Annotated in this window: 23 protein-coding genes; 15 read left to right on the forward strand and 8 right to left on the reverse strand. The window is 49.8% G+C overall.

Features of this window, described 5'->3' with window-relative positions; genetic code table 11:
- Window positions 1–20: 20 nt before the first annotated feature.
- Genes ACTTHR_RS01510 through purN form a run of 3 tightly spaced genes read right to left on the reverse strand, consistent with a single transcriptional unit; the run spans window position 21 to window position 2,208 of the window.
- Window positions 21–965 (reverse strand): ABC transporter substrate-binding protein, encoded by a 945-nt coding sequence (locus ACTTHR_RS01510; protein WP_442604929.1) that lies wholly within the window; start codon window positions 963–965, stop codon window positions 21–23.
- A gap of 11 nt (window positions 966–976) precedes the next feature.
- Complete coding sequence (nth, locus tag ACTTHR_RS01515; RefSeq protein ID WP_442604930.1) at window positions 977–1,630, reverse strand: endonuclease III; 654 nt, start codon at window positions 1,628–1,630, stop codon at window positions 977–979.
- Entirely contained in the window at window positions 1,627–2,208 is a 582-nt protein-coding gene (purN, locus tag ACTTHR_RS01520) for a phosphoribosylglycinamide formyltransferase (RefSeq protein WP_442604931.1), read from the reverse strand. Before purN ends, nth begins: the two co-directional genes overlap by 4 nt.
- 180 nt (window positions 2,209–2,388) lie before the next feature.
- Between purN and ACTTHR_RS01525 the strand changes: the two genes are divergently transcribed.
- From ACTTHR_RS01525 to spt, 4 genes are all read left to right on the forward strand, one after another.
- The gene (locus ACTTHR_RS01525) at window positions 2,389–2,625 is read left to right on the forward strand and encodes an acyl carrier protein (protein ID WP_004332124.1); all 237 of its coding nucleotides are present in this window, start codon (window positions 2,389–2,391) and stop codon (window positions 2,623–2,625) included.
- 7 nt (window positions 2,626–2,632) lie between these two features.
- Window positions 2,633–3,889, forward strand: a complete 1,257-nt coding sequence (fabF, locus tag ACTTHR_RS01530) for a beta-ketoacyl-ACP synthase II (protein WP_442604932.1) — start codon at window positions 2,633–2,635, stop codon at window positions 3,887–3,889.
- 213 nt (window positions 3,890–4,102) lie between these two features.
- A complete protein-coding gene (locus ACTTHR_RS01535) occupies window positions 4,103–4,999 on the forward strand; it encodes a ribonuclease III family protein (protein ID WP_315555598.1) in 897 nt (298 codons plus the stop codon).
- A 21-nt stretch (window positions 5,000–5,020) separates the two neighbouring features.
- Complete coding sequence (gene spt / locus ACTTHR_RS01540) at window positions 5,021–6,211, forward strand: serine palmitoyltransferase (RefSeq protein WP_276775074.1); 1,191 nt, start codon at window positions 5,021–5,023, stop codon at window positions 6,209–6,211.
- Between the two features lie 194 nt (window positions 6,212–6,405).
- On the opposite strand, the gene ACTTHR_RS01545 is transcribed toward spt, so the two are convergent.
- From ACTTHR_RS01545 to ACTTHR_RS01565, 5 genes are read right to left on the reverse strand one after another with little or no spacing between them, the layout of a single operon-like run.
- Window positions 6,406–6,798, reverse strand: coding sequence for a helix-turn-helix domain-containing protein (locus tag ACTTHR_RS01545; RefSeq protein WP_276775076.1), 393 nt, complete (start codon window positions 6,796–6,798; stop codon window positions 6,406–6,408).
- The gene (gene uvrA, locus ACTTHR_RS01550; RefSeq protein WP_442604933.1) at window positions 6,789–9,602 is read right to left on the reverse strand and encodes an excinuclease ABC subunit UvrA; all 2,814 of its coding nucleotides are present in this window, start codon (window positions 9,600–9,602) and stop codon (window positions 6,789–6,791) included. Before uvrA ends, ACTTHR_RS01545 begins: the two co-directional genes overlap by 10 nt.
- Window positions 9,603–9,613: 11 nt before the next feature.
- Window positions 9,614–10,402, reverse strand: a complete 789-nt coding sequence (locus ACTTHR_RS01555) for a TrmH family RNA methyltransferase (RefSeq protein ID WP_442604934.1) — start codon at window positions 10,400–10,402, stop codon at window positions 9,614–9,616.
- Window positions 10,386–11,159, reverse strand: coding sequence for a biotin--[acetyl-CoA-carboxylase] ligase (locus ACTTHR_RS01560; RefSeq protein WP_442604935.1), 774 nt, complete (start codon window positions 11,157–11,159; stop codon window positions 10,386–10,388). The genes ACTTHR_RS01555 and ACTTHR_RS01560 overlap by 17 nt, the downstream gene beginning before the upstream one ends.
- Entirely contained in the window at window positions 11,140–11,529 is a 390-nt protein-coding gene (locus ACTTHR_RS01565) for an MmcQ/YjbR family DNA-binding protein (RefSeq protein WP_004332003.1), read from the reverse strand. The genes ACTTHR_RS01560 and ACTTHR_RS01565 overlap by 20 nt, the downstream gene beginning before the upstream one ends.
- A 54-nt stretch (window positions 11,530–11,583) precedes the next feature.
- On the opposite strand from ACTTHR_RS01565, the gene rdgB reads away from it, so the two are divergent.
- The 11 genes from rdgB to ACTTHR_RS01620 all read left to right on the forward strand — a co-directional run bounded on the left by rdgB (window position 11,584) and on the right by ACTTHR_RS01620 (window position 26,458).
- Complete coding sequence (gene rdgB, locus ACTTHR_RS01570) at window positions 11,584–12,174, forward strand: RdgB/HAM1 family non-canonical purine NTP pyrophosphatase (RefSeq protein ID WP_442604936.1); 591 nt, start codon at window positions 11,584–11,586, stop codon at window positions 12,172–12,174.
- Window positions 12,171–14,480 carry a type IX secretion system anionic LPS delivery protein PorZ gene (porZ, locus tag ACTTHR_RS01575; RefSeq protein ID WP_442604937.1) on the forward strand — a complete coding sequence of 770 codons (2,310 nt, stop codon included), beginning with the start codon at window positions 12,171–12,173 and terminating at the stop codon, window positions 14,478–14,480. The genes rdgB and porZ overlap by 4 nt, the downstream gene beginning before the upstream one ends.
- A 30-nt stretch (window positions 14,481–14,510) precedes the next feature.
- Complete coding sequence (locus ACTTHR_RS01580) at window positions 14,511–15,914, forward strand: C1 family peptidase (RefSeq protein ID WP_442604938.1); 1,404 nt, start codon at window positions 14,511–14,513, stop codon at window positions 15,912–15,914.
- Window positions 15,915–16,298: 384 nt separating this feature from the next.
- Complete coding sequence (locus ACTTHR_RS01585) at window positions 16,299–17,810, forward strand: PAS domain-containing protein (RefSeq protein WP_442604939.1); 1,512 nt, start codon at window positions 16,299–16,301, stop codon at window positions 17,808–17,810.
- Window positions 17,811–17,887: 77 nt separating this feature from the next.
- Window positions 17,888–18,793, forward strand: coding sequence for a nucleotidyltransferase family protein (locus ACTTHR_RS01590; RefSeq protein WP_442604940.1), 906 nt, complete (start codon window positions 17,888–17,890; stop codon window positions 18,791–18,793).
- A 47-nt stretch (window positions 18,794–18,840) separates the two neighbouring features.
- On the forward strand, window positions 18,841–20,883 hold the full coding sequence (locus ACTTHR_RS01595; protein ID WP_442604941.1) for a M13 family metallopeptidase: 2,043 nt from the start codon (window positions 18,841–18,843) through the stop codon (window positions 20,881–20,883).
- A gap of 117 nt (window positions 20,884–21,000) precedes the next feature.
- Window positions 21,001–22,338, forward strand: coding sequence for a dGTP triphosphohydrolase (dgt, locus tag ACTTHR_RS01600; protein ID WP_442604942.1), 1,338 nt, complete (start codon window positions 21,001–21,003; stop codon window positions 22,336–22,338).
- 218 nt (window positions 22,339–22,556) lie between these two features.
- On the forward strand, window positions 22,557–23,333 hold the full coding sequence (locus ACTTHR_RS01605; protein ID WP_004332106.1) for a ParA family protein: 777 nt from the start codon (window positions 22,557–22,559) through the stop codon (window positions 23,331–23,333).
- Window positions 23,334–23,357: 24 nt separating this feature from the next.
- Window positions 23,358–24,212, forward strand: coding sequence for a ParB/RepB/Spo0J family partition protein (locus tag ACTTHR_RS01610; protein ID WP_004332045.1), 855 nt, complete (start codon window positions 23,358–23,360; stop codon window positions 24,210–24,212).
- A gap of 9 nt (window positions 24,213–24,221) precedes the next feature.
- On the forward strand, window positions 24,222–25,049 hold the full coding sequence (locus ACTTHR_RS01615; RefSeq protein WP_442604943.1) for a DUF5683 domain-containing protein: 828 nt from the start codon (window positions 24,222–24,224) through the stop codon (window positions 25,047–25,049).
- The gene (locus ACTTHR_RS01620) at window positions 25,049–26,458 is read left to right on the forward strand and encodes a transglycosylase SLT domain-containing protein (RefSeq protein ID WP_442604944.1); all 1,410 of its coding nucleotides are present in this window, start codon (window positions 25,049–25,051) and stop codon (window positions 26,456–26,458) included. Before ACTTHR_RS01615 ends, ACTTHR_RS01620 begins: the two co-directional genes overlap by 1 nt.
- The last annotated feature ends 13 nt before the right edge of the window (window positions 26,459–26,471 follow it).

Below are 26,471 nucleotides of genomic sequence, written 5' to 3' on the forward strand. Positions count from 1 at the left end.
ACAGGGATGGGTATTGGGGATTATGGAAGGAGCTGTTGGGTGGAATAACCCTCGTCCACAAGTTTTTTACTCTTGAGCCATCGGTTCATCTCTTCTAGCTCTTGAGGGGTGGGGGTCGCTACGGGAGTGAAGTCGGGTAGCTCCATGGCTAGAGCTGCCGTCTCGGAGATGCCAAGCTCGCTGATGAGTACCTTTACCCACTCTTCTCTAGGGTGTTGTTGCATGTATTGCACTCCGAGGTTGTATCCTTGATGCAGCAAGTTTACTGCCTCTTTGCGTTCGCTAGCCTCGCGTGTGAGGGCAATCCCCGTAAGGTTAATACCCAGTTCTTTTGTGGAAATAAGTGAGGTTAGCCCACTCTCCTGTGCCATGGTGGCAAAAGGCTCGGGCAAAACGGCCGCGTCTACCTCTCCGTTGCGGAGCATCTCTAGGCGAAGGGGAATTTTTACGATCTCTACTTTCTCCACCTCTTCTGGTGCAATCCCGGCCTGAGCCAGCAGTTTGTCGGTTGTGTACTCAATCACCGTGTTGCTGCTAAGCGCCAGCTTCTTGCCTTTGAGATCTTGCAAAGAGGAGATCGATTTGCCCTGCCCAACGATGAGGCGAAAGGCTCCATCGCACTTCATGTCTAGCACAATGGGCAGTTGGGCGGCATTGAGGAGAGCGGCAGAGGTGTAGTCTGTAACGGTACCGTCTAGTACCCCACCCTGTAGCGCAGCGTCGCGCTCTACGGGAGAGAAAAAGTGCTCAAGCCGGAGATCCAGCCCCAGAGAGTCGTATATGCCTTTGTCTAGCGCCACCGCAAAGGGTAGGTAATCGACCGAGGCCATTACGCCGAGGGAGAACTGTTGTCGGTCGGGATTCTCATCTTTTTCCTTAGATGTTTTCTTGCCACAACCGGGGAGTAGGGAAAGAATGAGTAGTGCAAGAGCTGCACAGCAAGAGGAGAGTTTGAATCGGTTCATTGTACGGAGTTTTATTTGTTTGTAGTGAGATTATTTTTCTGTGCATAGCGGCACCAGGGGGTAATGCCGCAAGATGTGCATTTGGGCGAGCGTGCCAAACAGACGTAACGCCCATGCAATATAAGCCAATGGTGCGCCTTGGGGATGAGCTCGGGAGGGATATAACGTACGAGGGTTAGCTCTGTATCAAGGGGCGTTTTGGCACGCGTCGTTAGACCAATACGCTCCGAGACCCTGAATACGTGGGTGTCAACGGCCATCGTGGGCTGGTTGTAGAGAACGGCAAGGATCACGTTGGCTGTTTTGCGTCCCACCCCGGGGAGGGTCATTAGCTCCTCACGAGAGGCAGGGATAGAGCCGCCGAATGTTTGCACCACTCTCTGAGCCATTTTGCTCAGGTGCTCTGCTTTGCTATTGGGGTAGCTGATGCTTTTAATAAGAGCGAGTATCTCCTCTTGGCTCGCTTGCGCCATCGCCTCTACCGTGGGTAGGGCGTCAAAGAGAGCGGGAGTAACCATATTCACTCGCTTATCGGTGCATTGTGCAGAGAGAATTACAGCCACCAGCAGTTCGTAAGGCGACCGGTAGTGTAGCTCTGTCTCCGCCACAGGCATATTCTCTCCGAACCATGCCAATATCCCCTCAAAACGCTCTTTCTTGGTCATATCTCCTCCTTCATCCGTTGTACCATCTGTCGTACTGCCACAGGGTAGTATAGGTGCTCTAGGTGATGAATGCGCTCGGCAAGCGAGTCGGGGGTGTCTACCGAGGGGTAGACGGGGCAGGTCGCTTGGCATAGCGTACTCCCATGGTCGTATTCAGCATCCACGTAATGAATAGTAATGCCCGAGACTACTTCTCCTGCTGCCAGTACGGCCTCGTGCACGAAGTGCCCATACATTCCTTTTCCCCCAAAGCGCGGCAAGAGGGCTGGGTGTATGTTGATAATGTGTGAGGGATAGTGCTCTATAATATTTTGAGGTATGCGAGAGAGGAAGCCTGCCAGCACAATGGCATCGATTTTCTCATCTTGCAGCAGTTGCAATACGGCGGTGCCTTCGCGGAAGTCGGCACGACTAAAAACATGAGCAGCTACTCCCAATCTTTCGGCTCTTTGGAGCACTCCGGCTTGTGCATTGTCCGTAATAATTAGGGGATATTGGAGCAGGTCGGAGGGCTGTTGCAGGATCAAATTTTCTGCATTCGAGCCGTTACCGCTAGCGAGTATTGCTATTCGTACCATTCTTTTTTAGTCAAAATCCGCACAAACTGTATTGTGTTGTGCAGAAACATTGTATATTTGCCCTCGCAAAGAGGATCGAGTTCCTAGGTAGTAATACCTATCTTTGCTGCAAAGATAGTGCGAAACGCGCGATTTTTGCACCCAAAATAAATAGTATAAACCCTCTAATAGAGTAAGACAATGAACGAAATTGAAGCAAAAGTAATCGAACTCATCGTAGACAAACTTGGTGTAGATGCTAGTGAAGTAACCCGTGAGGCAAGTTTCGCCAACGACCTTGGTGCAGACTCTCTCGATACTGTAGAACTCATGATGGGCTTCGAAAAGGAATTCGATATGACGATCCCCGACGAAGAAGCTCAGACTATCAAGACTGTAGGCGACGCTATCAACTACATCGAAAGTCATAAGGCATAATCTCGCCATGGAGTTTAAGAGAGTTGTTGTCACGGGTCTTGGAGCACTTACCCCTGTGGGTAATAGTGTGTCTGAGACGTGGGAAAGTCTCCTCCAGGGGAAGAGCGGTGCCGGTCCTATCACCCTCTTCGATGCGTCTCACTTTAAGACGCAGTTTGCCTGCGAAGTGAAGGGATTTAATCCCAACGATCACTTCGATCGCAAAGAAGCTCGCCGCTACGACCGCTACACACAGTTCGCTTTGGTTACTGCCAAAGAGGCTCTCGAAGATTCTGGTCTCGACCTCGAGAAGACAGATCTTGAGCGTGTAGGGGTAATCATCTCAGCCGGTATCGGAGGTCTCGAGACCTTTGAGCAGGAGGTGATGGACTATAGCCCCGAGAAGGGACCGCGCTTCAATCCGTTTTTCATCCCTAAGATGATCTCGGATATTGCTGCGGGGCTTGTTTCTATTCAATACGGCTTCAATGGCCCCAACTACTCGGTAGCTTCGGCTTGTGCCTCGTCTACCAATGCTATCATAGATGCCGCTATCATGATCCGTCTTGGTAAGGCAGATGTAATGGTAGCCGGGGGTAGTGAAGCGGCTGTTACCATTGCCGGTATTGGTGGATTCAACGCTATGAATGCCCTCTCTACGCGCAACGATAGCCCTGAGACCGCGAGCCGTCCCTTTAGTAAGAGCCGCGATGGCTTTGTACTAGGGGAGGGGAGTAGTATCTTGATCCTCGAAGAGCTAGAGCACGCTTTGGCTCGTGGAGCTAAGATCTATGCAGAGTTTGGAGGCTTTGGTCTCTCTGCGGATGCGCACCACCTCACAGCGAGCCACCCTGAGGGGCTTGGCGCAAAGCTTGTGATGGAGCGCACGCTAGAGGATGCAAACCTCAAGCCTGGTGATGTAGATTACATCAACGTGCACGGAACGAGCACGCCCGTGGGAGACATTAGCGAAGTGAAGGCCATCACGGCTGTGTTTGGTGATGAAGCTAAAAAGCTCAACATCAGTTCTACAAAGTCGATGACGGGTCACCTCCTAGGAGCTACGGGAGCTCTCGAAGCCCTTGTTGCTGTGAAGTCGGTTTGTGAGGATGTGGTTCCTCCCACGATTAACCATCAACCGGACGACGAGGATCCGGAATTCCCTGCACTCAACTACACATTCGACAAGCCTTGCCACCGCACCGTGCGTGCTGCCATGTCTAATACATTTGGCTTTGGTGGTCACAATGCTTGCGTTCTTTTCAAGAAATACGTTGGTAAATAACTTCAGATTTCTTTTTTAAGAGAAGCGCGCAATGTCGTAATTATCACTATTAAAGAGGGATACTCAGAGAGTGGCTTTAACCGCTTTGTTAGTGGGTTAGGTTCCTTTGGGTATCCCTCTTGTTTTGTGATTTCCTATCTACTTTTAGCATCACCACACTCTCTACATTAGCCAACTAACAAGGGATACGTAGCCGAATTTTACTGTCTACACATGCTTTTCTCTGCCCTTCTCTCACGATTTCTCCCCGCACTTACGAAGAAGAAAAAGAGGCTCGAGCCGGACTGGAAGACGCTGGAGCAGATCCTAGGATTTGCCATCCGCGACAAAGAATACTACCGTTTGGCTCTTATAGATCCCTCTACCACAGCTTCGGGTAATGGCGGTAAGCGAGCTGCCGGGCGGAGCAAAACGACATACAACGACAATAACGATCGACTAGAATTCCTAGGAGACAGTATTATTGGCGCAGTGGTTTCCGAGACACTCTATCGCACCTATCCCAATAGCCCTGTGGGGGCTTTGTCGGAGCAAAAAGCCAAGATTGTCTCTCGCAAAATAGGGGATACCATCGCCAAACGTATGGGCATAGATGGATTGATACAGCACTCGAGTGAAAATTTTCTGGCGAAGGATGCGCCGGGAAATGCTCTTGAGGCGATCGTGGGCGCGATATATTTAGATCGAGGATTCGACTTCGCCCATCAGTTTGTCAATCACAAGATGCTCGGGATTTATCGAGAAATCCGTGAGACGCAGCCCGATCTCGGCACCAATTTCAAGAATAAACTTATCGAGTGGGGCCTCAAGCACAAGTGTACGGTAGAGTTCCGTCTTATTGGTCATGCACCGGGCCCACGCGGTTATTTCGTCTCACAAGTATTCATAGACAACCAGCCTATGGGGCATAGCAAAGGCTCCACCAAAAAGGGTTCGGAGCAAGGAGCTGCCAAGCTCGCCCTAGAGGCGATTGAGGCTGATGAGGACTTCTTAAAGTCTTTGCAACGTAATAGTCCAATGCAAGAGGAGGAACAACAGAATGCTGATGCAGGCTCATGCTGCTTGCAAAACGCGGTTCCCTCCCGAGACGCCATGCCTATATCCAAATAGAAAGCAAATTAATCTCTCTATATGCACCTACTTCAGGAGAAATTAGCACACTACACTGCCCCTCAGGAGGCACAAGCCAAGGGTATCTACCCTTATTTCCGAAAAATTGAGTCCGAGCAAGATACAGAGGTGATTATTGATGGCCGTCGTGTACTCATGTTTGGCTCTAATGCCTATTTGGGATTGACCAACCACCCCAAACTCAAAGAAGCTGCGATTGCTGCAACAGAGAAGTATGGGACGGGGTGTGCTGGCAGTCGTTTCCTTAATGGGACACTCGACTCTCACCTTGAGTTGGAGCAGCGATTGGCTCAGTTTGTGGGCAAAGATGATGCCATTATCTTCTCTACGGGTTTCCAAGTTAATCTCGGGGTTATATCTTGTCTCCTAGGCAGAGAAGACTATATAATTTGGGATGAATTGGATCATGCTTCCATTATTGAAGGGATCCGTCTCTCCTTTGCCAAGTCGTTTAAATTCCGCCACAATGATATGGCATCGCTCGAGCGTCGTTTGGCTCAGTGTGCCCCCGATAAGGTGAAACTCATCATCGTGGATGGTGTGTTTTCTATGGAAGGGGATGTATGTAACCTCCCCGAGATTGTAAAACTTGCAGAGCGTTACAATGCCACCGTAATGGTGGACGAGGCACATGGCTTTGGGGTACTGGGGCAAAATGGTCGTGGGGTGTGCAACCACTACGGACTCACCGATAAGGTAGATCTTATCATGGGTACATTCAGCAAATCGTTCGCCTCCTTGGGAGGGTTCATTGCCGGAGACAAAATCCTGATTAACTACCTTCGCCACCATGCTCGTAGCTATATCTTTAGTGCAAGTTGCACGCCTGCCTCTACCGCAGCAGCCGGAGCGGCTCTAGATATTATGCTGAGCGAACCTGAGCGTTTGGATCATCTTTGGGAGCTTACGAGGTATGCCCTCGAGCGTTTTCGCGCTCTAGGGTTTGAGATTGGCAACACTTCTACCCCTATTATTCCGTTGTTCATTCGCAACAACGAAGCTACATTCTGCATTACACGCGATGTTTTCGAAGAAGGCGTGTTCGTAAATCCCGTAGTTTCTCCGGCAGTAGCACCCGAGGATACCCTTATCCGCTTCAGCCTTATGGCTACGCATACAAAGGAACAACTGGACTTTGCGATAGACAAACTCCACAAGGTCTTCGTAAAAAATGGGGTATTACCTCACTAATATTCCGGCTAATTTTGTTTGATTTTTTGCCCTAAAATGGGTGCAAATATAGCTGAGATTTTTCTGGGTTTAGCCTAGAAATCAAAAATATTTAGCGCACGAGTTGTTTTGTTACAGCTCGTGCGCTTTTTTCTTGCTCACTTTTTCCGTTTTCGAAGTCAGTCTCCCGAAAGAGAGAGGAGAGCCTTTCCCTTCTACTCGAATGGCTCGTCGTTGGAGTCGTGGTGTACGCTGCCTTGGGATAGGCGATAGGCGTTGAAGGCTTTGAGCAGCCCCTCCACCTCGTTTAGGGAGATGCGCAGTTGCTCTATTACCTTGCGCTTGTTTTCCTCTTTATTGGGGTTTTGGAGGTAATGTTTTACGCCATCACTGGTGAACTTTCTCTCGCGGATGAGGAAATGAATCAGTCGCAACGTCTCTATGTTTTGTGGTGTGTAACGTCGGTGCCCGCCTCGGCTTCTTTCGATGGAGAGCCCAAAGGTATCTTCCCAATAGTAGAGGGTGTGCACGTCCTCCCCGATAAGTTCGCAGACTTCGTGGGGGGAGTAAAATAGCTTCTCGGGTGTTGTTTTCTTCTTTAGGGGCATAGGGGTTGCAGTTTTTCTCGTAGATATTGCCCTGTAATAGACTGAGGCGAAGCTGCCACCTCCTCAGGCGTGCCACATGCCATGAGTAATCCGCCTTTGGCTCCCCCTTCAGGGCCGAGGTCTATAACGTAGTCGGCACACTTGATAATCTCCAGATTATGCTCAATAATGAGCACGGAATGCCCCTTCTCTATAAGGGCTTGTAGGGAGTGGAGTAGGCGAGAGATGTCGTGAAAGTGTAGCCCTGTAGTGGGTTCGTCGAAGATGAATAGTGTGGGCTCTACGGCGCGTTGAGCCAGGTAGTAAGCAAGCTTTAGACGCTGGTTTTCTCCTCCCGATAGTGTAGAGCAACTCTGCCCCATTTGCACATACCCGAGGCCTACCTCTTCGAGCACTTTGAGGCGAGAGACAATGGCTTTAGTGTACTCTTCTTCGGGGTATTGTTGGAAGAAACCCACGGCTTCGGATATGCTCATCGCGAGGAGATCACTGATGTTGACCCCATGGTATTCCACGTCCAAAATCTCACGTTTGAAGCGCTTCCCTCCACAGGCATCACAGGTAAGGATAAGGTCTGCCATAAACTGCATTTCCACCGCAATAGTCCCCTCTCCTTTGCACTCCTCACAGCGACCCCCATTCTTATTGTTGAAGCTAAAGAAGGAGGGCTTGTAGCCCATCTGGCGAGAGAGGGGTAGGCGACTATACAGCTCACGGATGGAGTCAAAAGCTCCGATAAAGGTCGCAGGGTTGCTTCGCGCATTGCGCCCTGCCATATTCTGATCTACGTATTCTACGGCTTTCAATCTCTTGAGATCGCCCGAGAGAGAGCCCGGCTCGTGTGTATCGAAGTAGTGCCGGAGATCTTCGTAGAGTACGTCGCGTACCAGGGTACTCTTGCCCGAGCCGCTAATGCCGGTTACTACGGCCAAGACCCCGAGAGGGAGGTCGAGGGTTAGGTTTTGCAGATTGTTTTTCTGCGCGTTATGGATGGTGATATGGTGCTTGTAGGCTCGACGTACCGTGGGGATGGGGATAGAAAGCCGTCCGGATAAATACCCGGCAGTGTACCCCGGAGTCTCTTTGGTTATGGTTTTTGGGGAGCCTACATAGATAACCTCTCCCCCATGAATACCGGCATCGGGTCCGATGTCTACGAGTGTATCTGCTGCACAAATCATCTTCTCGTCATGCTCCACCACCACAATGGTATTGCCGGCATCACGCAGGCGCTCTACCACCCCGATGAGTCGCTCTGTGTCGCGCTCGTGCAAGCCGATACTAGGCTCGTCGAGTACGTACATAGCTCCGTAGAGGTTGCTCCCTAGCCGAGTAGAGAGGGTGATACGTTGGCTTTCTCCCCCCGAGAGTGTATTGGAGAGACGATCTAAAGTGAGGTACTCTACCCCTACGTCGCAGAGTACTTGCAGTCGGCTTCGTATCTCATAAAGAAGTCGCTCTGCGGCTTTGGCTTGAGCTTCGGGTAGTGCGATCCCCTCGAAGAAGTCCCGAGCATCTAGGATAGAGAGTTGGGTGATTTGGTCGATTGTTTTCCCCTCAAATTGCACATATAATGCCTCGGGGCGCAGTCGCCTCCCTCCGCACGAAGGGCAGATGGTTTTCCCCCTAAAGTGGGCAAGTCGTACCCTGTTTTGCACTTTGTACAGCTCCTTCTCCAGCATCTTGAAGTAGCTGTTAATACCCACATATTCTTGGTACTGCTCGTGGTAGAAGCCTCGCCAAATCTGTCCTTGTTGCTCCTCGCTAAGATCTTTATAAGGCGTGTGGATAGGGAAGTCTTCCTTACTGGCAAGAGCCATAAACTCCTTTTTCCAGAGGGAGGATTGGGGGCCGATCCAGCAGGCAACGGCGTCTTCGTAGATCGAGAGTGAGGGATTGGGTATAATCAACTTGGGTGACAAGCCGAGTATGTTTCCGTACCCTTCGCATTCGGGGCAGGCTCCTGTGGCGCTGTTAAAGTCGAAGAGGTCGGGGCTAGGCTCGGCAAAGGTGATTCCGTCCGCTTCTAGTCGGTTGCTAAACTCTAGTTTGACGGGATTCTCTCCTTCCGCAACGATGCTACAAGCTCCGTGCCCCTCATAAAAGGCAATCTCTACCGAGTCGGCAAGCCGGGTTTCGAAGGCTCCATCGGCATGTCGCACCGACATTCGATCCACTACGAGGTAGAGAGCCTCTTCTCTCTCGCCAGGAGAGAAATCTCCTAGGCGTACCACGCCCTCTTTTTCGCTCCAAACTCGACTGAATCCGGAGCTTTGATAGATTTGGAGTCGGCCGGCAAGAGCCTCGCCGCGCTCCGCTAGAGGAGCCACTATGTAGATGCGAGTTCCCTCGGGGAGGGTGCCCACCGCTTTTACTACATCGTGGGGCGTATGTTTTTTGACTTCGGTGCCGGAGATGGGAGAAATGGTCTTACCAAAGCGTGCAAAAAGCATCTTTAGATAGTCGTAGATCTCCGTACTTGTTCCCACGGTACTACGGGGGTTACGGCTGATTACGCGCTGTTGTATAGCCACGGCTGGCGGTATGTAGCGGATAAAGTCGCAGTCGGGCTTGGGCATTCTGTCTAGGAATTGGCGCGCATAGCTCGATAGACTCTCGACATATCTTCGCTGTCCTTCGGCGTAGAGTGTATCAAAAGCAAGAGAGCTTTTCCCCGATCCACTAACTCCCGATATAACGGTGAGTTTCCCTCTGGGTATGGAGAGATCAATGTTCTTTAGGTTATTGACGCGATTTCCACGGATCTCTATATAGCCTTGGTCGTGCTTGATTGTTTTGTTCATAGAGGGAGAGGTTAGTGACGGTGTAGGCAGGCCAATACAATGGCAGTAGCGGCAGCTACGTTGAGGCTTTCTACCTGTTTGCCGTCCGGAGAAGAGGGGGGGATAGTAAGACGTTGGGTTACATATTGAGCAACTGTGGGGGAGATGCCTTGCCCTTCGTTGCCCATGATTAGGAGGTAGGGAGAGGAGAAAAGGGGCGTGCTGTGGTGTGCGAGAATATCTTCCCCCTCTAAGAATGTGCCCAAAATAGCAACGCCATCCCTATGGGCTTGCCCGAGTAGAGAGTGGATATCGGTTACCGGCGTTACCTTGACCCGTGCCAAGGCGCCCATCGTTGCCTGTACCACCTTAGGCGAAAAGGGGTCTGCTGTTCCCTCTGTAGTAAATACAGTTCGGCAGCCAAACCAATCGGCCGTGCGTAGGATGGAGCCTACATTGCCGGGGTCTTGTACGTTGTCGAGCAAAAGACTGGGAGCGGTAATGATAGAGGTCGAGGGGGGAGTTGGGAGCTCTAGCAAGGCAATCATGGGGCGCGGAGTACGCAGTGTGCTAAGGGAACTAAAGTCGTATCCCTCGGGTAATAGCACCACACGTTGGATCTGACCCAAGCCCTCCACAAGGGGGAGGAACGAGGCGGTAGTAACCAGCAATCGGCAAGGGAAGGTAGCAAGGAGCTCCCCAATAAGTTTGGGCCCCTCTGCCACAAAAAGCCCCTCCGTACGGCGCACTTTGGCTTGCTGTAAGGATACAATGAGTTTTTTCTCCCGCTGAGAGAGTGTATTGCTAGAGGTCGTGAACATATTCTATCTCCTTAAAGGCGAAGTGTTTGAGCCCATCTTCTACCATCATTACAAGGAGTCCATTGGGTTGTACATCGCGTATTATTCCTACAAATTCCCGTCCGGTTTGGGCGTTGCGGAAGGTGGCTTGTTCGTCGCGTTTATAGAGTCTCTCAAGGTAATCGAGGTGATACATATTGAGCGTGGGGGCAAGCGTGGTAATCTCCCCTAGGCGTTGCTCCATCGATTGGTAGAGGAGGGAGCGTACGAGAGAGAGGTCTAGCTCTTTCCCAACTATCTGATAAAGGGATATAGGGTTGGGGAGGTCGGAAGGGAATGTACGCTCATTGACATTAAGCCCTACCCCTACAATGCTATAATTGATGCGCATTTCTGAAAACGAATGCCCTACCAATATGCCTGCAAGTTTGCGCTCTCCGTAGTAAATATCATTGGGCCACTTGATGCGCAATAGCTCTGGAGAAGGCACGAGAGGGGCTACAGCCTCCCAAACGGCGAGTGCTGTAAGCTCCGAGACTGCCCAAGCCATGGGGGCATAGAAGCGAGGAAAGCGAACGAGGAAGGAGGGTAAAAGATTTTTCCCCTCCGAGGAGTACCATGAGTTCCCCTGCTGACCGCGCCCTGCCGATTGGTAGGGCACCTCTAGCACATAGGCGTTCGGGTCTTGAGGGTGTTGTGCAGCCCAATCGTAGAGGTAGGTGTAGGTGCTCTCTACGGGTGAGGTGGGGGATAGTACTCTAAAGCTGAGGGTGGGCATAATCTGCGAGGGAATCCGGTAGGGTGAGTGTGCAACGAAGTCGCTTGGGTAGCCCTTGTACTACAAGATAGTAGCTGTGTAGGAGCATCTTTTCTACTCGCTCCCAAGAGAGCGTCCCCCCTAAAATAACACTATTCCAATGCTTCTTATTCATGTGAAATGCAGGCTCTACCTCCTCAAATCGGAGCCGCCACTCTTCGGCGAGATCGGGGTCGCACTTGACCATCATTTGGGGATCTTTCTCTAGGGGAATAAGGGCAAACATCTTTCCACTTACCTTAAAAACGAGCGTTGTTTCGTCAAAAGGGAAACATTCTTCCACGCCCGGAAGAGATAAACATAGCTCTTGTATTTGGATAATATCTGCCATCTTGCTAATTTTGCTACCTGTGTGGAGTTTAGGAACTCTACACTCACAAAGATAATGGAAAAACTACTTTTCGCTACGAATAATACGCACAAGCTCGCAGAGGTGCGCCAAATCTTGCAAGAGCGATGTACTCTAATCAGTCTGGCAGAGGCGGGAGTGCAAAGCAATCCTGTGGAAGATGCTCCTACCCTTGAGGGAAATGCCCTTATAAAGGTGCGCGATGCCCATCGCCTTTCTCAGCTCCCCACGATTGCCGATGATACGGGGCTCGAAGTCGATTGTCTGGGAGGAGCTCCCGGAGTTTACTCGGCGCGGTATGCCGGAGAGGCGCACAACGATGCTGCCAATCGGCAGAAGTTGGTGGAGGATCTTCGCTCTTTCTCTCCTCCTTACAAAGCTCGTTTTCGTACCGTGGTTGCCTATATTGATGCCGCCGGAGCCGAGCATCTTTTTGAGGGATGCGTGGAGGGGACGATCATACTAGAAGAGCGCGGAGAGGCGGGCTTCGGGTACGATGCTCTTTTTGTGCCGGAAGGCGAGGAAAGAACCTTTGCCCAAATGACGGAGCATGAGAAGAATGCCATGAGCCACCGAGCGCGCGCCATCGCAGCTTTTAGTCAATACCTCAAACAATATCCTCTATGAAGCCATTACTTCGTCTTGCCCTAGCTTTGGGCGTTTGGGTTGTGTCGCTACTCCCCCTTGCCGCTCAGGAGGCTCTTTGGCAGCCGATCCTTGCCATGAATCACTACGAGCAAATAGAGGATACCCCGACCCATGTTTATCTTGTTGCCAACGGCAGTCTTTTTGGTATTGAGAAGAAACGCCCCGACCGCGTACACCTCTATAGTCATGCGGATGGACTAACAGATAATCGTATTTCTACCATCTACTACGAAGCCTCGGCGCAGCGGCTATTCATATACTATCTATCCGGTAAAATGGATGTGCTCTCGCCCCAAGGGGTTGTGAGCAATACTGCCTTGTACGACAACTATCGTTTGGCAGACAAGAAGCTCCACCGCCTCATCGGCGCCGAGGACAAAGTGTATCTTGCCGGAGGCTTCGGCATCTCTCGAGTGACGCTGGAGCGCGCCCACATAGAGGCCACCTACTTTTTGGGTACTGAGGTGCGAGATGTTGCTCAGCTGGGGAGCATTCTTTACGCTTTACGCCCCGATGGCTCGCTATTCCGAGGAGATGAGACGCGTAATTTACAAGACCCCTCTGAGTGGAAGCGCGTAGACCTCCCCCACAATGCGACTCAATTACTACAGATTGCAACCTATCAGGGGGATTTGCTTCTGTTGCACAAAGACGGTTCTCTCTACCGCCTCCCAAAAGGAGAAGGGGCTGCCACTCTTTTCTATTCGGGGATTGAGAATCTTCTTAGGGATTACAAAACGACGTTGGCACAGGGAGCGAATCAACTCATTCTTCTTGATGAAAAACAGGAGCCACGCGTCCTTTCTCTCCGGGCTAACCTCGCCGACTTTGCCACGGCAGGCCTCCCCACGGAGCTTTGGCTCGCAGCTTCGAACAGAATAGAGCACCTCACTCTCTCAGGAGCAGAGGGGAGCAGCGAAGAGTGGAAGCCGCAATACGATAGCCCTTGGGATAATAATTATTTTTATACCGTGCTATCCGGAGGACGATTTTACGCCGTCTCCGGAGGGAGAGGAGGCGACCGTAACCGCATCCCGGGGTGCATTAAGATACAAGATCGAGTACATCCTTGGATCAAGATTACAGAGGAGGAGATACAGGGGCGTGTAAAACCTCAGTACTACGACGTGGTTTCCTTAGCCGTAGACCCTCGCGATCCTAAGCACTTTTTTGCCAGCACTTGGGGCGAAGGTCTGCTGGAGTTTCGTAATGATGAGCTGGTACAGCAATATTCGTTGGAGAATAGTCCCCTCTCAAGTGCCCTCCCCAATAAACCCTATAGCAATACTTTTGTACGAGTGGGGAGCCTGTCTTTCGACTCGAAAGGAGGGCTTTGGATGTTCCAAGGCTCTGTTTCCGAAAATATTGTCTACCTCGATGCTAAGGGCAATTGGCATAAGTTCCTAGAAATGAGTGTGCGTGATGCCAATGCTTTTGGCCCCTCCCTCGTACTCCCCGGGGATATTGTTTGGTGTACAATCGTGCATGGCGATAGAACGGGTGTGGTAATCGTAGATATAAACGGCACCCCCGATAATACAGCCGATGATGTGATTCGTAGTATTTCTCAGTTTGTCGATCGCTCGGGCAAGAGTATTGCCACGCGCACTTTTTACTGCATGGCTCTTGATAGAGAGGGTGTCCTTTGGTTGGGTTCGGATAAGGGTCCCATCATTGTAAACGCCCCCACTCGTGTGCATAAAGCCGCCTCTCCTGTGGCTTCTCGTCCCGTAGGAGGGGTAGAGCCTAACCTATACTACGTTCTTGATAACGTCCGTATCAATGCCCTTGCTGTAGACAGACTTAACAACAAATGGGTGGGAACGGCAAGCGACGGTCTCTATTTGCTCAGTAGTGATGGTACCAAAATATTGGCTCACTATCGCGCTGAAGATACTCCTCTCCTAAGCAACAATATAAATACCCTCTCGCTTGACAATGCTACGGGGTTGCTCTATATTGGCACTTCCGAAGGGCTGATTACCTTGCAAACAGGCAACTTCGATACGACCGAAGAGTCCTTGAGTTCTATCCATGTATACCCCAATCCTCTGCGCCCCGAAGACCCTGACTTAGTCACCATTACAGGGCTCAATACCGGTATGGAGTTGCGTGTTACCAATGCTCAGGGAGGCTTAGTACATAGTGTCGTTGCCACGGGGAACGAGTATCCGCTTACCGTGCGCTCCTCGAGTGGTGAACGCTATGCCCCGGGCATTTACTCCGTACTCATCAGTGACCCTAAGAGCCGAAAAGCTCGCGTTGTGCGCTTTGCTGTCTTGTAAATAAACAATCCAAATAGAAATAATAGAACAATGAAAAAAAATCTACTCACCTCGCTATCGCTGGCGTTAGCTTTCACGCTTTCTCTGCCGGTTGCAGCTCAAGTGGGCAAGGGTGGTCTTACCGAGCAAGATCTCTCTACTATCCGCTCAGGGTTTGATCAAAGCCCTGCCAATCGTGCTCTCCTCAATGCAATCCAAGCCAATGGAATGGTGCTTACCAGTGCCGCTCCCAAGGACTATCCTACAGGGGAATTCTCTAATAGAGTAGCGAGCCGAGGCATCGCCGACCAAAAGCAGAGCGGACGTTGCTGGCTCTTTACCGGTCTGAATGTGCTCCGTGCCGAGCTAATGCAAAAGAATAATGCAGGCGAGTTCTTCTTCTCACATAACTATTCTTTCTTTTGGGATCAGCTGGAGAAATCCAATCTTTTCCTCCAAGGGATTATTGATACCCGTAAGAAACCCATAGACGATCGTACGGTAGCTTGGCTCTTCCGCAACCCTATTGGTGACGGAGGTCAGTTCACGGGCGTCTCGGACAACCTTACTAAGTATGGTGTGGTGCCGAGCGAAGTTATGCCCGAGACAACCAATAGCAACAATACAAGCCGTCTCTCTTCTCTTATCGCTAAGGTATTGCGCCAAGGGGGGATTCGCCTTCGTCAAGCTGCAGAAAAAGGGGCCAGTGAAAAGCAACTAGAGCAGCAAAAACTAACCATTCTCAAGAGCGTGTATCGTCTCTTGGTACTCAATTTGGGAGAGCCTCCTACGAAGTTTACCTACACGCTTCGCGATGCTCAGGGTAAGGCTATCAGTACAAAAGAGTACACCCCTAAGAGCTTCTATCAAGAGTTTATTGGGCGTGATCTCCGCAACGAGTACGTGATGATTATGAACGACCCCTCGCGTCCTTACTACAAAACCTACCAGATTGAGTACGACCGCCACATGTACGATGGTAAGAACTGGACGTACGTAAATGTTCCCATCGAAGAGCTAAAGACAATGGCCATTGCCTCTATAAAGGATAGCACAATGCTCTATTATTCTTGCGACGTGGGCAAGGAACTCGATAGCAAGCGTGGGATACTAAGCTTGGGTTATAATGACTACGAAGCTATCCTAGGTTACCCCATTGATATGAACAAAAAGGAGCGTATTGAGACCGGCGATAGTGGTTCGACCCACGCCATGACCCTCGTTGCTGTGGATCTGAATGCAGCGGGCAAACCTACCAAATGGATGGTGGAAAATAGTTGGGGAGCTACCTCGGGGCACCAAGGTCACCTCATCATGACGGACGAGTGGTTTGATGCCTATACTTTCCGTATCGTAGTGGATAAGAAATACCTTACAGATAAGGTGCGCGCTGTGATGAACGACAAGCCTACCATGCTTCCCCCCTGGGATCCTATGTTCCGTGCCGAAGAGTAATACTTCGCACTGAGTGCGAAGCAATCGAATGCTGCTATCTTTCTCTTTGGGGAGAAAGGTGGCAGCATTTTTCTTTTGCTCCGAGAGGGATTCCCTTTCTGCCTAGAAAAGGACAGAAAACTAGCCAGAATCGCCTCACTATATTGCCTGATTTTTGAAGAAATCTAGCCCAAGAAATATTTTCTTTTAGGCCTGTGTGCAAAAAAATATAGGCTGTCGTTTCTCTTTTGTTTTGTGTGTGGTGAGAATTGACTCCTTCTCAATGTTTTTATTGCGAGGGTAGTGTCGTTACAGTGATTCTCTGTACATTTGTATTGATTTGGGGATGCATCGAGTGGCTCCCTTATCGCAAACAGATAATTACAACCGTAAAAAAAAGAAAGTATGACTCCGACAAATCCCATATTCGATAGCCTAGACAAAGGCAAATTGCAGCGCATGCTCCAAATCCGTAGTGAGTACAGCGATGGTTTAATCACTCTAGAAGAGGCTAGGAAACGTATGCTCCAAGATGTGGGGCGTATCACTCCTGAAGAGTTTGCCGCCGCTGAGCAACTGGTAAAGGGAGAGGAAGATCCCGATGAATGCCGCACGGAGAATGTGCACGAGATACTGCAAATCTTTGAGGGTCTTATTGAGCAACCCAAACTCTCACTCCCCTTTGGGCATCCCCTTGATGCCTATTTGCGAGAAGCAGAGAAGATGAAAGCCTTGCTCCAAGAGGGCGAAAAATTGCTGCAAGGCGAGTTTGCTCCAGACCCCTGGACGGCTTTGATGCAAGAGATCATGCCCTATAAAGTGCATTTTAGTCGTAAACAAAACCAACTCTACTCCGTACTCGAAAGAAAGGGATTTACACGCCCCTCTACTACGATGTGGACGTACGATGACTATGTGCGCGATGAGATGAATAAGGCAATGGATCTATTGCAGTTGGGCAATTATGCCGCTTTTCCTGAGGCCTTCCGCACCATGGCAACCGATATGCTCGACTTGATCAGTAAAGAGGAGCTAATCCTTTATCCTACCTCGCTCAAATTAATTTCTGAAACAGAGTTTGAAGCCATGAAGCATGGGGACTACGAGATCGGATTTTTTGCTATCGAAATGCCCGAATACAAGCCCTCTCACGTTCCGGCCCCCAAGGGTGACTTTATGGGAGAACTGGCTGATTTGCTCGCTCGCCATGGACTTGGCTCGAAGGGGCAGTCCTCAGACGAAGTTTTGCACGTGGCAGAGGGTCGATTGACATTGGATCAGATCAACCTTCTTTTCCGCCATCTCCCTGTAGATCTTTCTTATGTGGATGAGAACGAACTAGTCAAGTTCTATACCGATACGCCCCATAGGGTATTCCCTCGTAGTAGGGAGGTGATTGGTAGAGAGGTAAGCAAATGCCACCCGCCAAAGAGCGTCCATATTGTAGAGGAAATTATAGAGAAATTCAGACGAGGTGAGCAAAGTAAAGCAGAGTTTTGGATCAATAAGCCCGGCCTCTTTATCTATATCGTTTATGTGGCAGTGCGTGATGCCGAAGGGCACTTCCGAGGCGTTTTGGAGATGATGCAAGACTGTACTCATATCCGTAGCTTAGAGGGCTCCCGCACCTTGCTTACTTGGGACGAAGAGCAACAGGAGCCAGAGGCTTCGGAGGAAGAGATCGGTAGCTCGGTACTATCTCCCAATACTAAGTTAAAAGACCTGCTCAAACGTTATCCCCAGTTGAAGGTGGATTTACCCTCGATCAACCCCAAATTTGCAATGCTACAGACACCTATTGCCAAGGTGATGTTGCCCATGGCTACCCTCAAAACGATGAGTGAACGCTCCGACATGCCCCTTGATGAATTGATGAGTCGATTGGCTGCCCTTATCTCCTCGTATGGAGCGAATTAACTTCTGAGAAGGGCTGTCTAGCCAAAAAATCCTACCTTTGTGGGCGAAAGAGACGAAGGTATTTAGATTTGTAATATATGAAACCGACCCTTCTTGTAATGGCTGCCGGCATGGGAAGCCGGTATGGAGGCCTTAAGCAATTAGACGGCGTAGGGCCCAATGGCGAGACCATTATGGATTATTCTATCTATGATGCGCTGTACGCTGGGTTTGGTAAGGTTGTATTTGTAATTCGCCGGGATTTTGAAGAAGAATTCCGTTCGAAGGTGCTGTCTAAATATGAGCACGCCATTCCTACAGAGGTTGTTTTCCAAGAGATTGATAAGCTCCCTCAGCCTTTTGTTTGTCCGGAAGAGCGTGTAAAACCTTGGGGTACAAATCATGCTGTATTGATGGCGGCTGAGGCTATTCGTGAGCCTTTTTGCGTGATCAATGCCGACGATTTTTATGGCAGGGAGGCTTTTGCCGTGATGGCAGAGGCGCTACAAGCTATCGATCCCTCTACCAAAGGAGACTACTGTATGGTGGCCTATCACTTGGGTAATACGCTTAGCGAAGGGGGGACGGTCTCGCGTGGTGTTTGTTCGGTGGACTCGGAGGGTTGCTTGCAAAAGGTAGAGGAGCAGACCGCTCTTGCTCGAGATCCTAAAGATCCTTCTCGCTGTCTTGATGGGAAGTCCGGGCTCGCCTTCCCATTGTCTACCCCCGTTTCGATGAATTTCTGGGGCTTTACTCCCGATTATTTCGATTACTCCCAAAAGGCTTTTGTACGTTTCTTAGAAGAGCATATCGCAGAGCCTAAGAGTGAGTTTTACATTCCTCTAATGGTAGACACGCTTATAAAAAGCGGTGAGGCAAAGGTGCGTCTTCTCTCGAGTACGGCACAGTGGTTTGGCGTAACCTACCAAGAAGATCGTAAGAATGTAGTAGCCCGTCTTGCCTCATTGGCTGCCGATGGAACGTATCCATCACCGCTTTTCTAAAGCTATTCCTCCCTTTTTTGCCCAAAAACTTATTCATTATAAAACCTATGAAAGTAAAGATGTTACTTCTATTGCCCTCGTTTATGGGGCTCATGCTCACAGGTTGTAGCGGTGGCAATGGTACAAAAGACCAAGATGCTATGCCGGCTATCGACCTCACAGCGCTAGACACAACAGTAAATCCTGCCGAAGATTTTTATCTTTTCGCCAATGGCGGTTGGATGAAAAACAATCCGCTTCCTGCTACCCATAGCCGTTATGGTTCGTTTGATGTCCTCCGCGAACGCTCTATCGAGCAGATCCGCGACATCGTAGAAGAGCTTGCCGGTAAAACGCAAAAAGAGGGTACTAACGAGTATCGCGTTGCCGTTCTTTACAAGCAGGCAATGGATAGTACTACCCGCAATGAATTGGGTGCTACCCCTATCAAAAAAGACCTCGAAGAGATCGAAGCTATTGCCAATAAGCAAGACCTTCCCAAGATCTTTGGTAAGTGGGAAAAAGAGGGCCGTTCTGTGTTCTTTGGCACTTATGTAGCTGCCGACGACATGAACAGCACCATGAACATCATGCACGTGTCTCAGCCCTCTCTCGCTCTTGGTAATAGAGAGTACTACCTATCTGCTGAGAATGCACAGATCCTAGAGGAATACAATAAGTACATCAATAAGGTGCTTACTCTTGCCGGTTATAGCAAGGAGGACGCTGATCGTATTACCAAAAACAATGCAAAGATCTCTCGTGAGCTCGCTCAGATGAGCTACTCGCAAGAGGAGTTGCGCGACAGCCGTGCCAACTATCACTTTGTGGCAGTTAAGGAGTTTGCCGCTTCGCACAAGGGCTTTGATTGGAACGCATATCTTGCCGAACGCAATCTCTCTAATCTCGAAAAGTGGGACGTAACCCAATACAACTACTTCGATAAATTCGATAAGTGGTTCCCCACGGCAGACCTCCGCGAGATCAAAGACTACCTTATCGCATCCGAAATAGATGGGGCAGCTAGCTACCTTAGTGACGACTTCTCTCTCGCCTCTTTTGAGTTCTACGGAAAGACTCTTAGCGGTAGCAAGGAGCAACACCCTCGCTGGCGTCGTTCTGTCAACTTGGTTAACGGCGTTCTCGGCGAAGCTCTCGGTGAGGTATACGTAAAGCGTCACTTCTCGCCCGAGTCTAAGGAAAAGATGGCTCAGCTTGTTAAGAACCTCCAGGTTGCTCTCGGTGAACGCATCGCTAGCCTCGATTGGATGAGCGATGCTACCAAGGCAAAAGCACAAGAAAAACTCAATGCCTTTACCGTAAAGATTGGCTACCCCGATAAGTGGAGAGACTACTCAAAACTCGCTATCAGTGCCGATAAGAGCTTCTACGAAAACCTCAAGGAGGTAACTCGTTTTGAGCAAGACTTCAATATGAGTGAGCTAGGCAAGCCCGTAGATCGTGAGCGTTGGCTCATGAATCCTCAGGATGTAAATGCTTACTACATGCCTACAACCAACGAGATTTGCTTCCCTGCAGGTATCTTGCAACCCCCGTTCTTCAACCCCAATGCAGATGATGCTGTAAACTATGGTGCCATCGGGGTAGTGATCGGTCACGAGATGACCCACGGATTTGATGACCAAGGCCGTAACTACGACAAGGACGGAAATATGAACGATTGGTGGACTTCGGAAGACGCTGCCAAGTTCCAAGCCGCTACCTCTAAGCTCGTAAATCAGTTCAACGCACTCACCGTAGTGGGTAACGTAAAGGCAAATGGTGCTCTTACTTTGGGCGAAAACATTGCTGACCAAGGTGGTCTTATCGTAGCACACCTCGCGCTACAAAAGGCTCTTGAGGGCAAGGAAGTTCCCATGATTGATGGATTTACCGCCGAACAACGCTTCTTTATCGGGTATGCACGCGTTTGGGGGCAAAACATCACAGAGCAAGAGATGATCCGCCTTACCAATATCGACCCTCATAGCTTGGGTATGTATCGAGTAAATCAAACGCTTCGCAATATCGATGCTTTCTTCAAGGCTTTCGGTATCAAAGAGGGTGACAAGATGTATCTTGCTCCCGAAGATCGCGTACTCGTTTGGTAATATAGCATAGGAGAGAGAAGCTCTCTTCCGTAAATCTTTGTGTGCCCTAGCAGAGAAGACCTTTTCCCTCTGCTAGGGCACTTTTTTGCTTTCGAATGAGTATCTTTGTTCTCACCTATGGGACAGATGAATTGGCATACTCTTTTATCCGACAGACGCCTTGAGCGAGAGGTTTCTTCTCTTCCCTCCTTTCGCTCTCGGGTGCGCAACGAGTTTGAGCGAGACTACGACCGTATGGTCTTTTCCGCCCCTTTCCGGCGATTGCAAAACAAGGCACAGATATTTCCCCTCCCCGGTACTATATTTGTGCACAACCGATTAACGCACAGCTTAGAGGTAAGTTGTGTGGGTCGCTCTCTAGGGAATATTGTTACAAGTGGCCTGCGAGAGCGTTACGAGGGGTTGCCTTTTTATGATTCGGATATTGCCAACATCGTTTCGGCAGCTTGCCTCGCTCACGATATGGGCAATCCGCCCTTTGGTCATAGTGGGGAGCGTGCTATCTCTGCGTTTTTTCGTGAGGGAGCCGGAGCAGAATGGGAAGACGCTGTGCGTAGTGAAGGCGGTCGGTGGGAAGATTTTATCCGATTTGAGGGGAATGCCAATGCCTTCCGTTTACTTACTCACCGCTTTGAGGGGAGGCGTCCCGGAGGGTTTGCTCTTACGTATAGCACCCTGGCTTCCATCGTAAAGTATCCCTATTCGTCTCTCTCGGCAGGAGGTAAAAACAAGTTTGGTTACTTTGCTACTGAGGAGGATACTTTTGCCGAGATTGCCCTGCATTTAGGCATTCTTCGCCTGCAAGATTCTCCCGATGTTTATGCTCGCTATCCTTTGGTCTTTTTGGTGGAAGCTGCCGACGATATTTGTTATCAAATAATGGACTTGGAGGATGCCTACAAGCTACGAATCATTTCGTTTGAGGAGGTTTCCCTTCTTTTTATGTCCTTTTTGGATGCTGAGGAGCAGGCGACTTCGCTAGAGGTATTGCACTCCATTGAAGATCGTAATGAGCGAGTGGCTTATCTCCGCTCTAGGGTTATTAATCACCTAACTGAGGCTTGTGGGAAAGCCTTTTTGGAGTACGAACCCGAGATTATGACAGGGGAGTTTCGTAGTCCTTTGGTTGCTGTAATCCCCGAGGCAGAAGCCTATAAAGCGGCAAGTCGTTACGCCTACAAACATATCTATACTGCGCAAGATGTCGTGGATGTAGAGCTGGCCGGTCATCGAGTCTTCTCCGAGATTATAGAGAGGATGATGCACGCCTTGATGCACCCCGACAACGCCTATTCGAGAACTTTTCTCAACCGCGTAAGCAGTCAATACAACGTACACGAGAAGACAACGTACGGTAAGATCCAATGTACCCTAGACTATATATCGGGTATGACGGATCTCTACGCCTTAGATCTCTACCGCAAGATTACGGGGATGAACCTCCCCTTTGCTTGACGTTTTCTCCCTCCCCTTCAAGATTTTTCGTGCTCTTTCCATCCTAGGCGTCCCATTGTGGGCGCATGGGAAACCATGGATAGTAATAGTTTGAGAGAGAGTAGGAAAGGGGCAGAAGATAGGGGTAAGGTGGAAATCTCCGAGGGGAGAAGTTATCAACAATTAAGCAGTCGAGTCGCTTTTTATTCGTAGTTTTGCCCCTGCAAAAGAAGAGAACTATGGGAAAAATCATTGCGCTAGCGAATCAAAAAGGGGGGGTAGGCAAGACCACAACAACCATCAATCTTGCAGCCTCTCTCGCCACCCTTGAGCAGAAAGTGCTTGTAGTGGATGCCGACCCTCAAGCCAATGCGACTTCGGGATTGGGCGTAGCTGTAGAGCAACAAGCAAAGACTATCTACGAGTGTTTAGTGATGGAGGCTTCCCCCCGGGAGGCTATAATCCCTACAGGTATAGAGATGCTCGACATTCTCCCCTCGCATGTAGACCTTGTGGGAGCAGAGATAGAGATGCTGGAGTTTGCCCAGAGAGAGTCCGTAATGCGCAAGATGCTCACTCCTCTTGTAGATCAATATGATTATATCCTCATAGACTGTTCTCCTTCTCTAGGGCTTATCACAGTCAATTCTCTTGTGGCAGCCCATTCGGTAATCATACCTGTACAGTGCGAGTATTTTGCACTTGAGGGTATCAGTAAGTTGCTGTCTACTATACGTATTATTAAGAGCAAACTCAATCCGGAGCTGGCGATTGAGGGTTTTTTGATGACTATGTACGATAGTCGCCTCCGCCTTGCCAATCAGATTTACAACGACGTGAAGCAGCACTTTGGCGATATGGTCTTTGAGACCGTAATCAACCGCAATGTAAAGCTTAGCGAAGCCCCTAGCCACGGAGTCCCCGTGATCCTTTACGATATCGAAAGCAAGGGGGCTGTGAACCACTTGCAGCTTGCCGAGGAGCTAATCCGACGGAATCCCAAGCGACGCAAATAGACTTCTGTTAAACGATCAATCACTATGAAAAGAGAAAATAGGCCCCTCGGACGAGGACTCGACAACCTACTTGGAGAGGCTTCGGGCACCTCGAGCATCAACGAAGTTAATATAGATAGTATACAACCCAACCCGGATCAACCTCGGCGAGCCTTCGACGAAGAGAGTTTGGCGGAGCTTGCTCTCTCTATTCAATCCATCGGGTTGGTGCAGCCTATTACGCTTAAGCAGCTCCAAGATGGTACCTATTTGATCATATCCGGGGAGCGGCGTTGGCGAGCTTGCAAACGGGCAGGTTTGTCTACTATCCCCGCCTACATCAAGACGGCAGACGATGAGCAAATTATGGAAATGGCACTCATTGAGAATATCCAACGTGAGGATCTCAACGCCATTGAGATAGCCCTTGCCTACCATCGTTTGCTCCAAAACTCCGATATGAAGCAGGAAGATCTTGCCAAGCGAGTAGGTAAGACGCGCTCTTCTATCAGTAATTATCTTCGTCTCCTACGGCTCCCTGCCGAGATCCAATTGGGGCTGACAGAGAAGAAAATCGATATGGGGCATGCCCGTGCCATATTGGCTCTCCCTCGTCTAGAGGATCAGCTATCGGTATACGCTACCACCATCAAGAAGAATCTATCGGTACGCCAGATTGAGTATTTGATCAAGCGTATGATGAGAGAGTCAGAGCTGGTGCGTACGGGGCGCGAACCCCTACCGGACTTCTCTGTCCTCAATACACAGCTATCGAAGTTCTTTGGTAGTAAAGTAAAGATTACGGGCAATAAGTCGGGTAAGGGAAAGCTTACCATCGAATTTGCCAATGAGGCAGAACTCGCCCATATCATAGAGCGACTAGAAGAGCAACGTAAGTAGACTTTCCCCATGCGAGCTGCGGCATCTCCATTCCCTCTTCCCCCAAAAAGGGCTTCCCAGTGGAGCCTTCGCTTTTGCCGCCTTGTGGGGTGTGGTCTGTTGCTCGTAGGGCTTCTCGCCTTTACCCATAGAGAGGCTTTTGCCAAAGGGGCTTCCTATGCTTTAGACGAACTTTCCCTCCTGCCCCTGCCGATTGATAGTGTACAAAAAGACACGATTACTCAAGTCGCAGAGTTTGCACCCTCTGCTCCTTTGCCAGACACCCTACAGATGCTTCCCACTCCGGAGGCTCCTCTCCGCCGTAACTTCCTTGCTACGAGTAGTCACTTTGCCCCTAATCCCACCTTTGCACTGCTCTATGCTCTCATCCCCGGAGGGGGGCAGTTGTACAATCGTAAGTATTGGAAGATCCCTCTTGTGCTTGCTGCCGCTACCGCCTGTACCTATGCTGTATCGTGGAATGCTCGTCTCTACAATGAGTACCACACGGCATACGTAGATTTTATGAACGAGAATCCTCTCGAAAAAGACTCTTGGAAGGGTTTTGTTCCTAATGGAGGAAACCCTGCAGATTATGTGGGAGATGGCAACATCCAGAGCCGTCTCAAAAAAGGTACCGAGCTATACCGACGCAATCGCGACTTGAGTATTATCGTGTCGGCAGCTGTGTATCTTCTCTCCATCATCGATGCCTATGTGGATGCCGAGTTATTTCTTTTCGACGTATCCCCTGATCTTTCGATGTCTCTTGCTCCCTCGCTGATCGCTCAGCCATGGAGCGCTATCTCGCCCTCGCCTACCGTGGCTCCGGGGCTTTCCTATAGATTATTGTTCTAATGACTTATAAAGAATTTCGCCACACCTATGGCTTTATCCTTATTGCCAGTTTTATAGGCATACTTAGTACGCTTGATCTCTCTGCTCAGCAACGCAAAGTACTGTCCGGCTCTAGTGAGATCGTTACCCCTCTCGGCCTCGAGGCTGATGCCGATGCCCTTATTGCCAAATGGAACCAGGGCTACAGCACCAATCTCCCTGCTGATACTACCTGTGGTGCTATCCGTCGTAATGTACCACAGAAGACGCCCGAGATGCTCTATCGTGAGCGAATATTCCGTCTCCCTACGGCCATGAATATCCCTTTGAATCAGCAAGTGCGCAATGGTATAGAGATCTTTTTGACTCGTAAAAAGACGCTCATCTCTGCGATGCTCAGCTTGGGTGATTATTATTTTCCGACCATAGAGGCCATTCTCGATAAGTACAAACTTCCTCTCGAACTCAAGTACCTCATTATTGTAGAATCGGGGATGAACCCCACAGCCGTATCCCCCGCCGGAGCCGCCGGTCTCTGGCAATTTATGGCACCTACCGCCAAAGCCTACGGATTAACCATTAATTCTCTGCTTGATGAGCGGCTAGACCTCGAGAAAAGTACAGATGCTGCTGCCCGATACTTACGCGACTTATATCAGGTTTATCACGATTGGTTTATGGCGATGGCTGCCTACAATTGTGGATTGGGCAACCTCAATAGAGCAGTTTACCGAGCCGGTGGACGTACCGACTACTGGAGCGTTTACCCCTATTTGCCACGTGAGACGCAAGGCTACGTTCCTCTATTCATCGGAGCATTTTATGCCATGCACTACCATGCAGACTACCAGATTTGCCCCAAAAATGTATCTCTTCCCCTGGCTACCGATACGCTGCTTATTCGCCATTCTCTTTCTATTCGTGAATTGTCCGAGGCTGCCGAAGTGTCCCAAAGTCTCTTCAAACTCCTCAATCCCCAGTACAAGCAAGGTACTGTTCCGGGGCATATCTCCCCTTGTTCTATACGCTTGCCCATGAAGGCAATTAACCGACTGGATAGACGCTTAGAGGAGCTGTACCAGAATGTAGAGAAGGTGCGACTTGGCAAGATGACATCCTCTTCCACAGACCTTTTGGCAAGCGATGGCGAGAGCAAGGAGGGGGAAACAACAGAGGCCGATAAGCCTGTAGTAGCTTCTGCAAAGACGACTACTTACACCATACGTAAGGGAGATACTCTAGCCGGTATCGCTAAAAAATATGGTATTACGATGGATCAGCTCATGCAGGCGAATAACATCAAAAATACCCGCTACAACCTAGTGCCGGGGAAGAAACTCACCATCCCGGCTAAGGAGACGAGCTCCAAAGTGACGAAAACAAAGGCTACGAGCAAAACGAAAAAGAAGTCCCGTCGTCGCCGTCGCTAGTCCTATTTCTTCT

Origin of the sequence: Porphyromonas endodontalis (assembly GCF_052173515.1) — a bacterium.
GTDB lineage: Bacteria > Bacteroidota > Bacteroidia > Bacteroidales > Porphyromonadaceae > Porphyromonas > Porphyromonas endodontalis_A.

What these genes read in the sequence shown, in the direction of transcription:
- uvrA (WP_442604933.1), bottom strand. Translation starts at nt 9,602, where the DNA reads ATGAACAAAACAATCAAGCACGACCAAGGCTATATAGAGATCCGTGGA.
- ACTTHR_RS01605 (WP_004332106.1), top strand. Translation starts at nt 22,557, where the DNA reads ATGGGAAAAATCATTGCGCTAGCGAATCAAAAAGGGGGGGTAGGCAAG.
- purN (WP_442604931.1), bottom strand. Translation starts at nt 2,208, where the DNA reads ATGGTACGAATAGCAATACTCGCTAGCGGTAACGGCTCGAATGCAGAA.
- spt (WP_276775074.1), top strand. Translation starts at nt 5,021, where the DNA reads ATGCACCTACTTCAGGAGAAATTAGCACACTACACTGCCCCTCAGGAG.
- ACTTHR_RS01510 (WP_442604929.1), bottom strand. Translation starts at nt 965, where the DNA reads ATGAACCGATTCAAACTCTCCTCTTGCTGTGCAGCTCTTGCACTACTC.
- ACTTHR_RS01595 (WP_442604941.1), top strand. Translation starts at nt 18,841, where the DNA reads ATGAAAGTAAAGATGTTACTTCTATTGCCCTCGTTTATGGGGCTCATG.
- dgt (WP_442604942.1), top strand. Translation starts at nt 21,001, where the DNA reads ATGGGACAGATGAATTGGCATACTCTTTTATCCGACAGACGCCTTGAG.
- ACTTHR_RS01560 (WP_442604935.1), bottom strand. Translation starts at nt 11,159, where the DNA reads ATGCCCACCCTCAGCTTTAGAGTACTATCCCCCACCTCACCCGTAGAG.
- ACTTHR_RS01555 (WP_442604934.1), bottom strand. Translation starts at nt 10,402, where the DNA reads ATGTTCACGACCTCTAGCAATACACTCTCTCAGCGGGAGAAAAAACTC.
- rdgB (WP_442604936.1), top strand. Translation starts at nt 11,584, where the DNA reads ATGGAAAAACTACTTTTCGCTACGAATAATACGCACAAGCTCGCAGAG.
- nth (WP_442604930.1), bottom strand. Translation starts at nt 1,630, where the DNA reads ATGACCAAGAAAGAGCGTTTTGAGGGGATATTGGCATGGTTCGGAGAG.
- ACTTHR_RS01615 (WP_442604943.1), top strand. Translation starts at nt 24,222, where the DNA reads ATGCGAGCTGCGGCATCTCCATTCCCTCTTCCCCCAAAAAGGGCTTCC.
- ACTTHR_RS01545 (WP_276775076.1), bottom strand. Translation starts at nt 6,798, where the DNA reads ATGCCCCTAAAGAAGAAAACAACACCCGAGAAGCTATTTTACTCCCCC.
- ACTTHR_RS01620 (WP_442604944.1), top strand. Translation starts at nt 25,049, where the DNA reads ATGACTTATAAAGAATTTCGCCACACCTATGGCTTTATCCTTATTGCC.
- ACTTHR_RS01590 (WP_442604940.1), top strand. Translation starts at nt 17,888, where the DNA reads ATGAAACCGACCCTTCTTGTAATGGCTGCCGGCATGGGAAGCCGGTAT.
- ACTTHR_RS01565 (WP_004332003.1), bottom strand. Translation starts at nt 11,529, where the DNA reads ATGGCAGATATTATCCAAATACAAGAGCTATGTTTATCTCTTCCGGGC.
- ACTTHR_RS01535 (WP_315555598.1), top strand. Translation starts at nt 4,103, where the DNA reads ATGCTTTTCTCTGCCCTTCTCTCACGATTTCTCCCCGCACTTACGAAG.
- ACTTHR_RS01525 (WP_004332124.1), top strand. Translation starts at nt 2,389, where the DNA reads ATGAACGAAATTGAAGCAAAAGTAATCGAACTCATCGTAGACAAACTT.
- porZ (WP_442604937.1), top strand. Translation starts at nt 12,171, where the DNA reads ATGAAGCCATTACTTCGTCTTGCCCTAGCTTTGGGCGTTTGGGTTGTG.
- ACTTHR_RS01585 (WP_442604939.1), top strand. Translation starts at nt 16,299, where the DNA reads ATGACTCCGACAAATCCCATATTCGATAGCCTAGACAAAGGCAAATTG.
- ACTTHR_RS01580 (WP_442604938.1), top strand. Translation starts at nt 14,511, where the DNA reads ATGAAAAAAAATCTACTCACCTCGCTATCGCTGGCGTTAGCTTTCACG.
- ACTTHR_RS01610 (WP_004332045.1), top strand. Translation starts at nt 23,358, where the DNA reads ATGAAAAGAGAAAATAGGCCCCTCGGACGAGGACTCGACAACCTACTT.
- fabF (WP_442604932.1), top strand. Translation starts at nt 2,633, where the DNA reads ATGGAGTTTAAGAGAGTTGTTGTCACGGGTCTTGGAGCACTTACCCCT.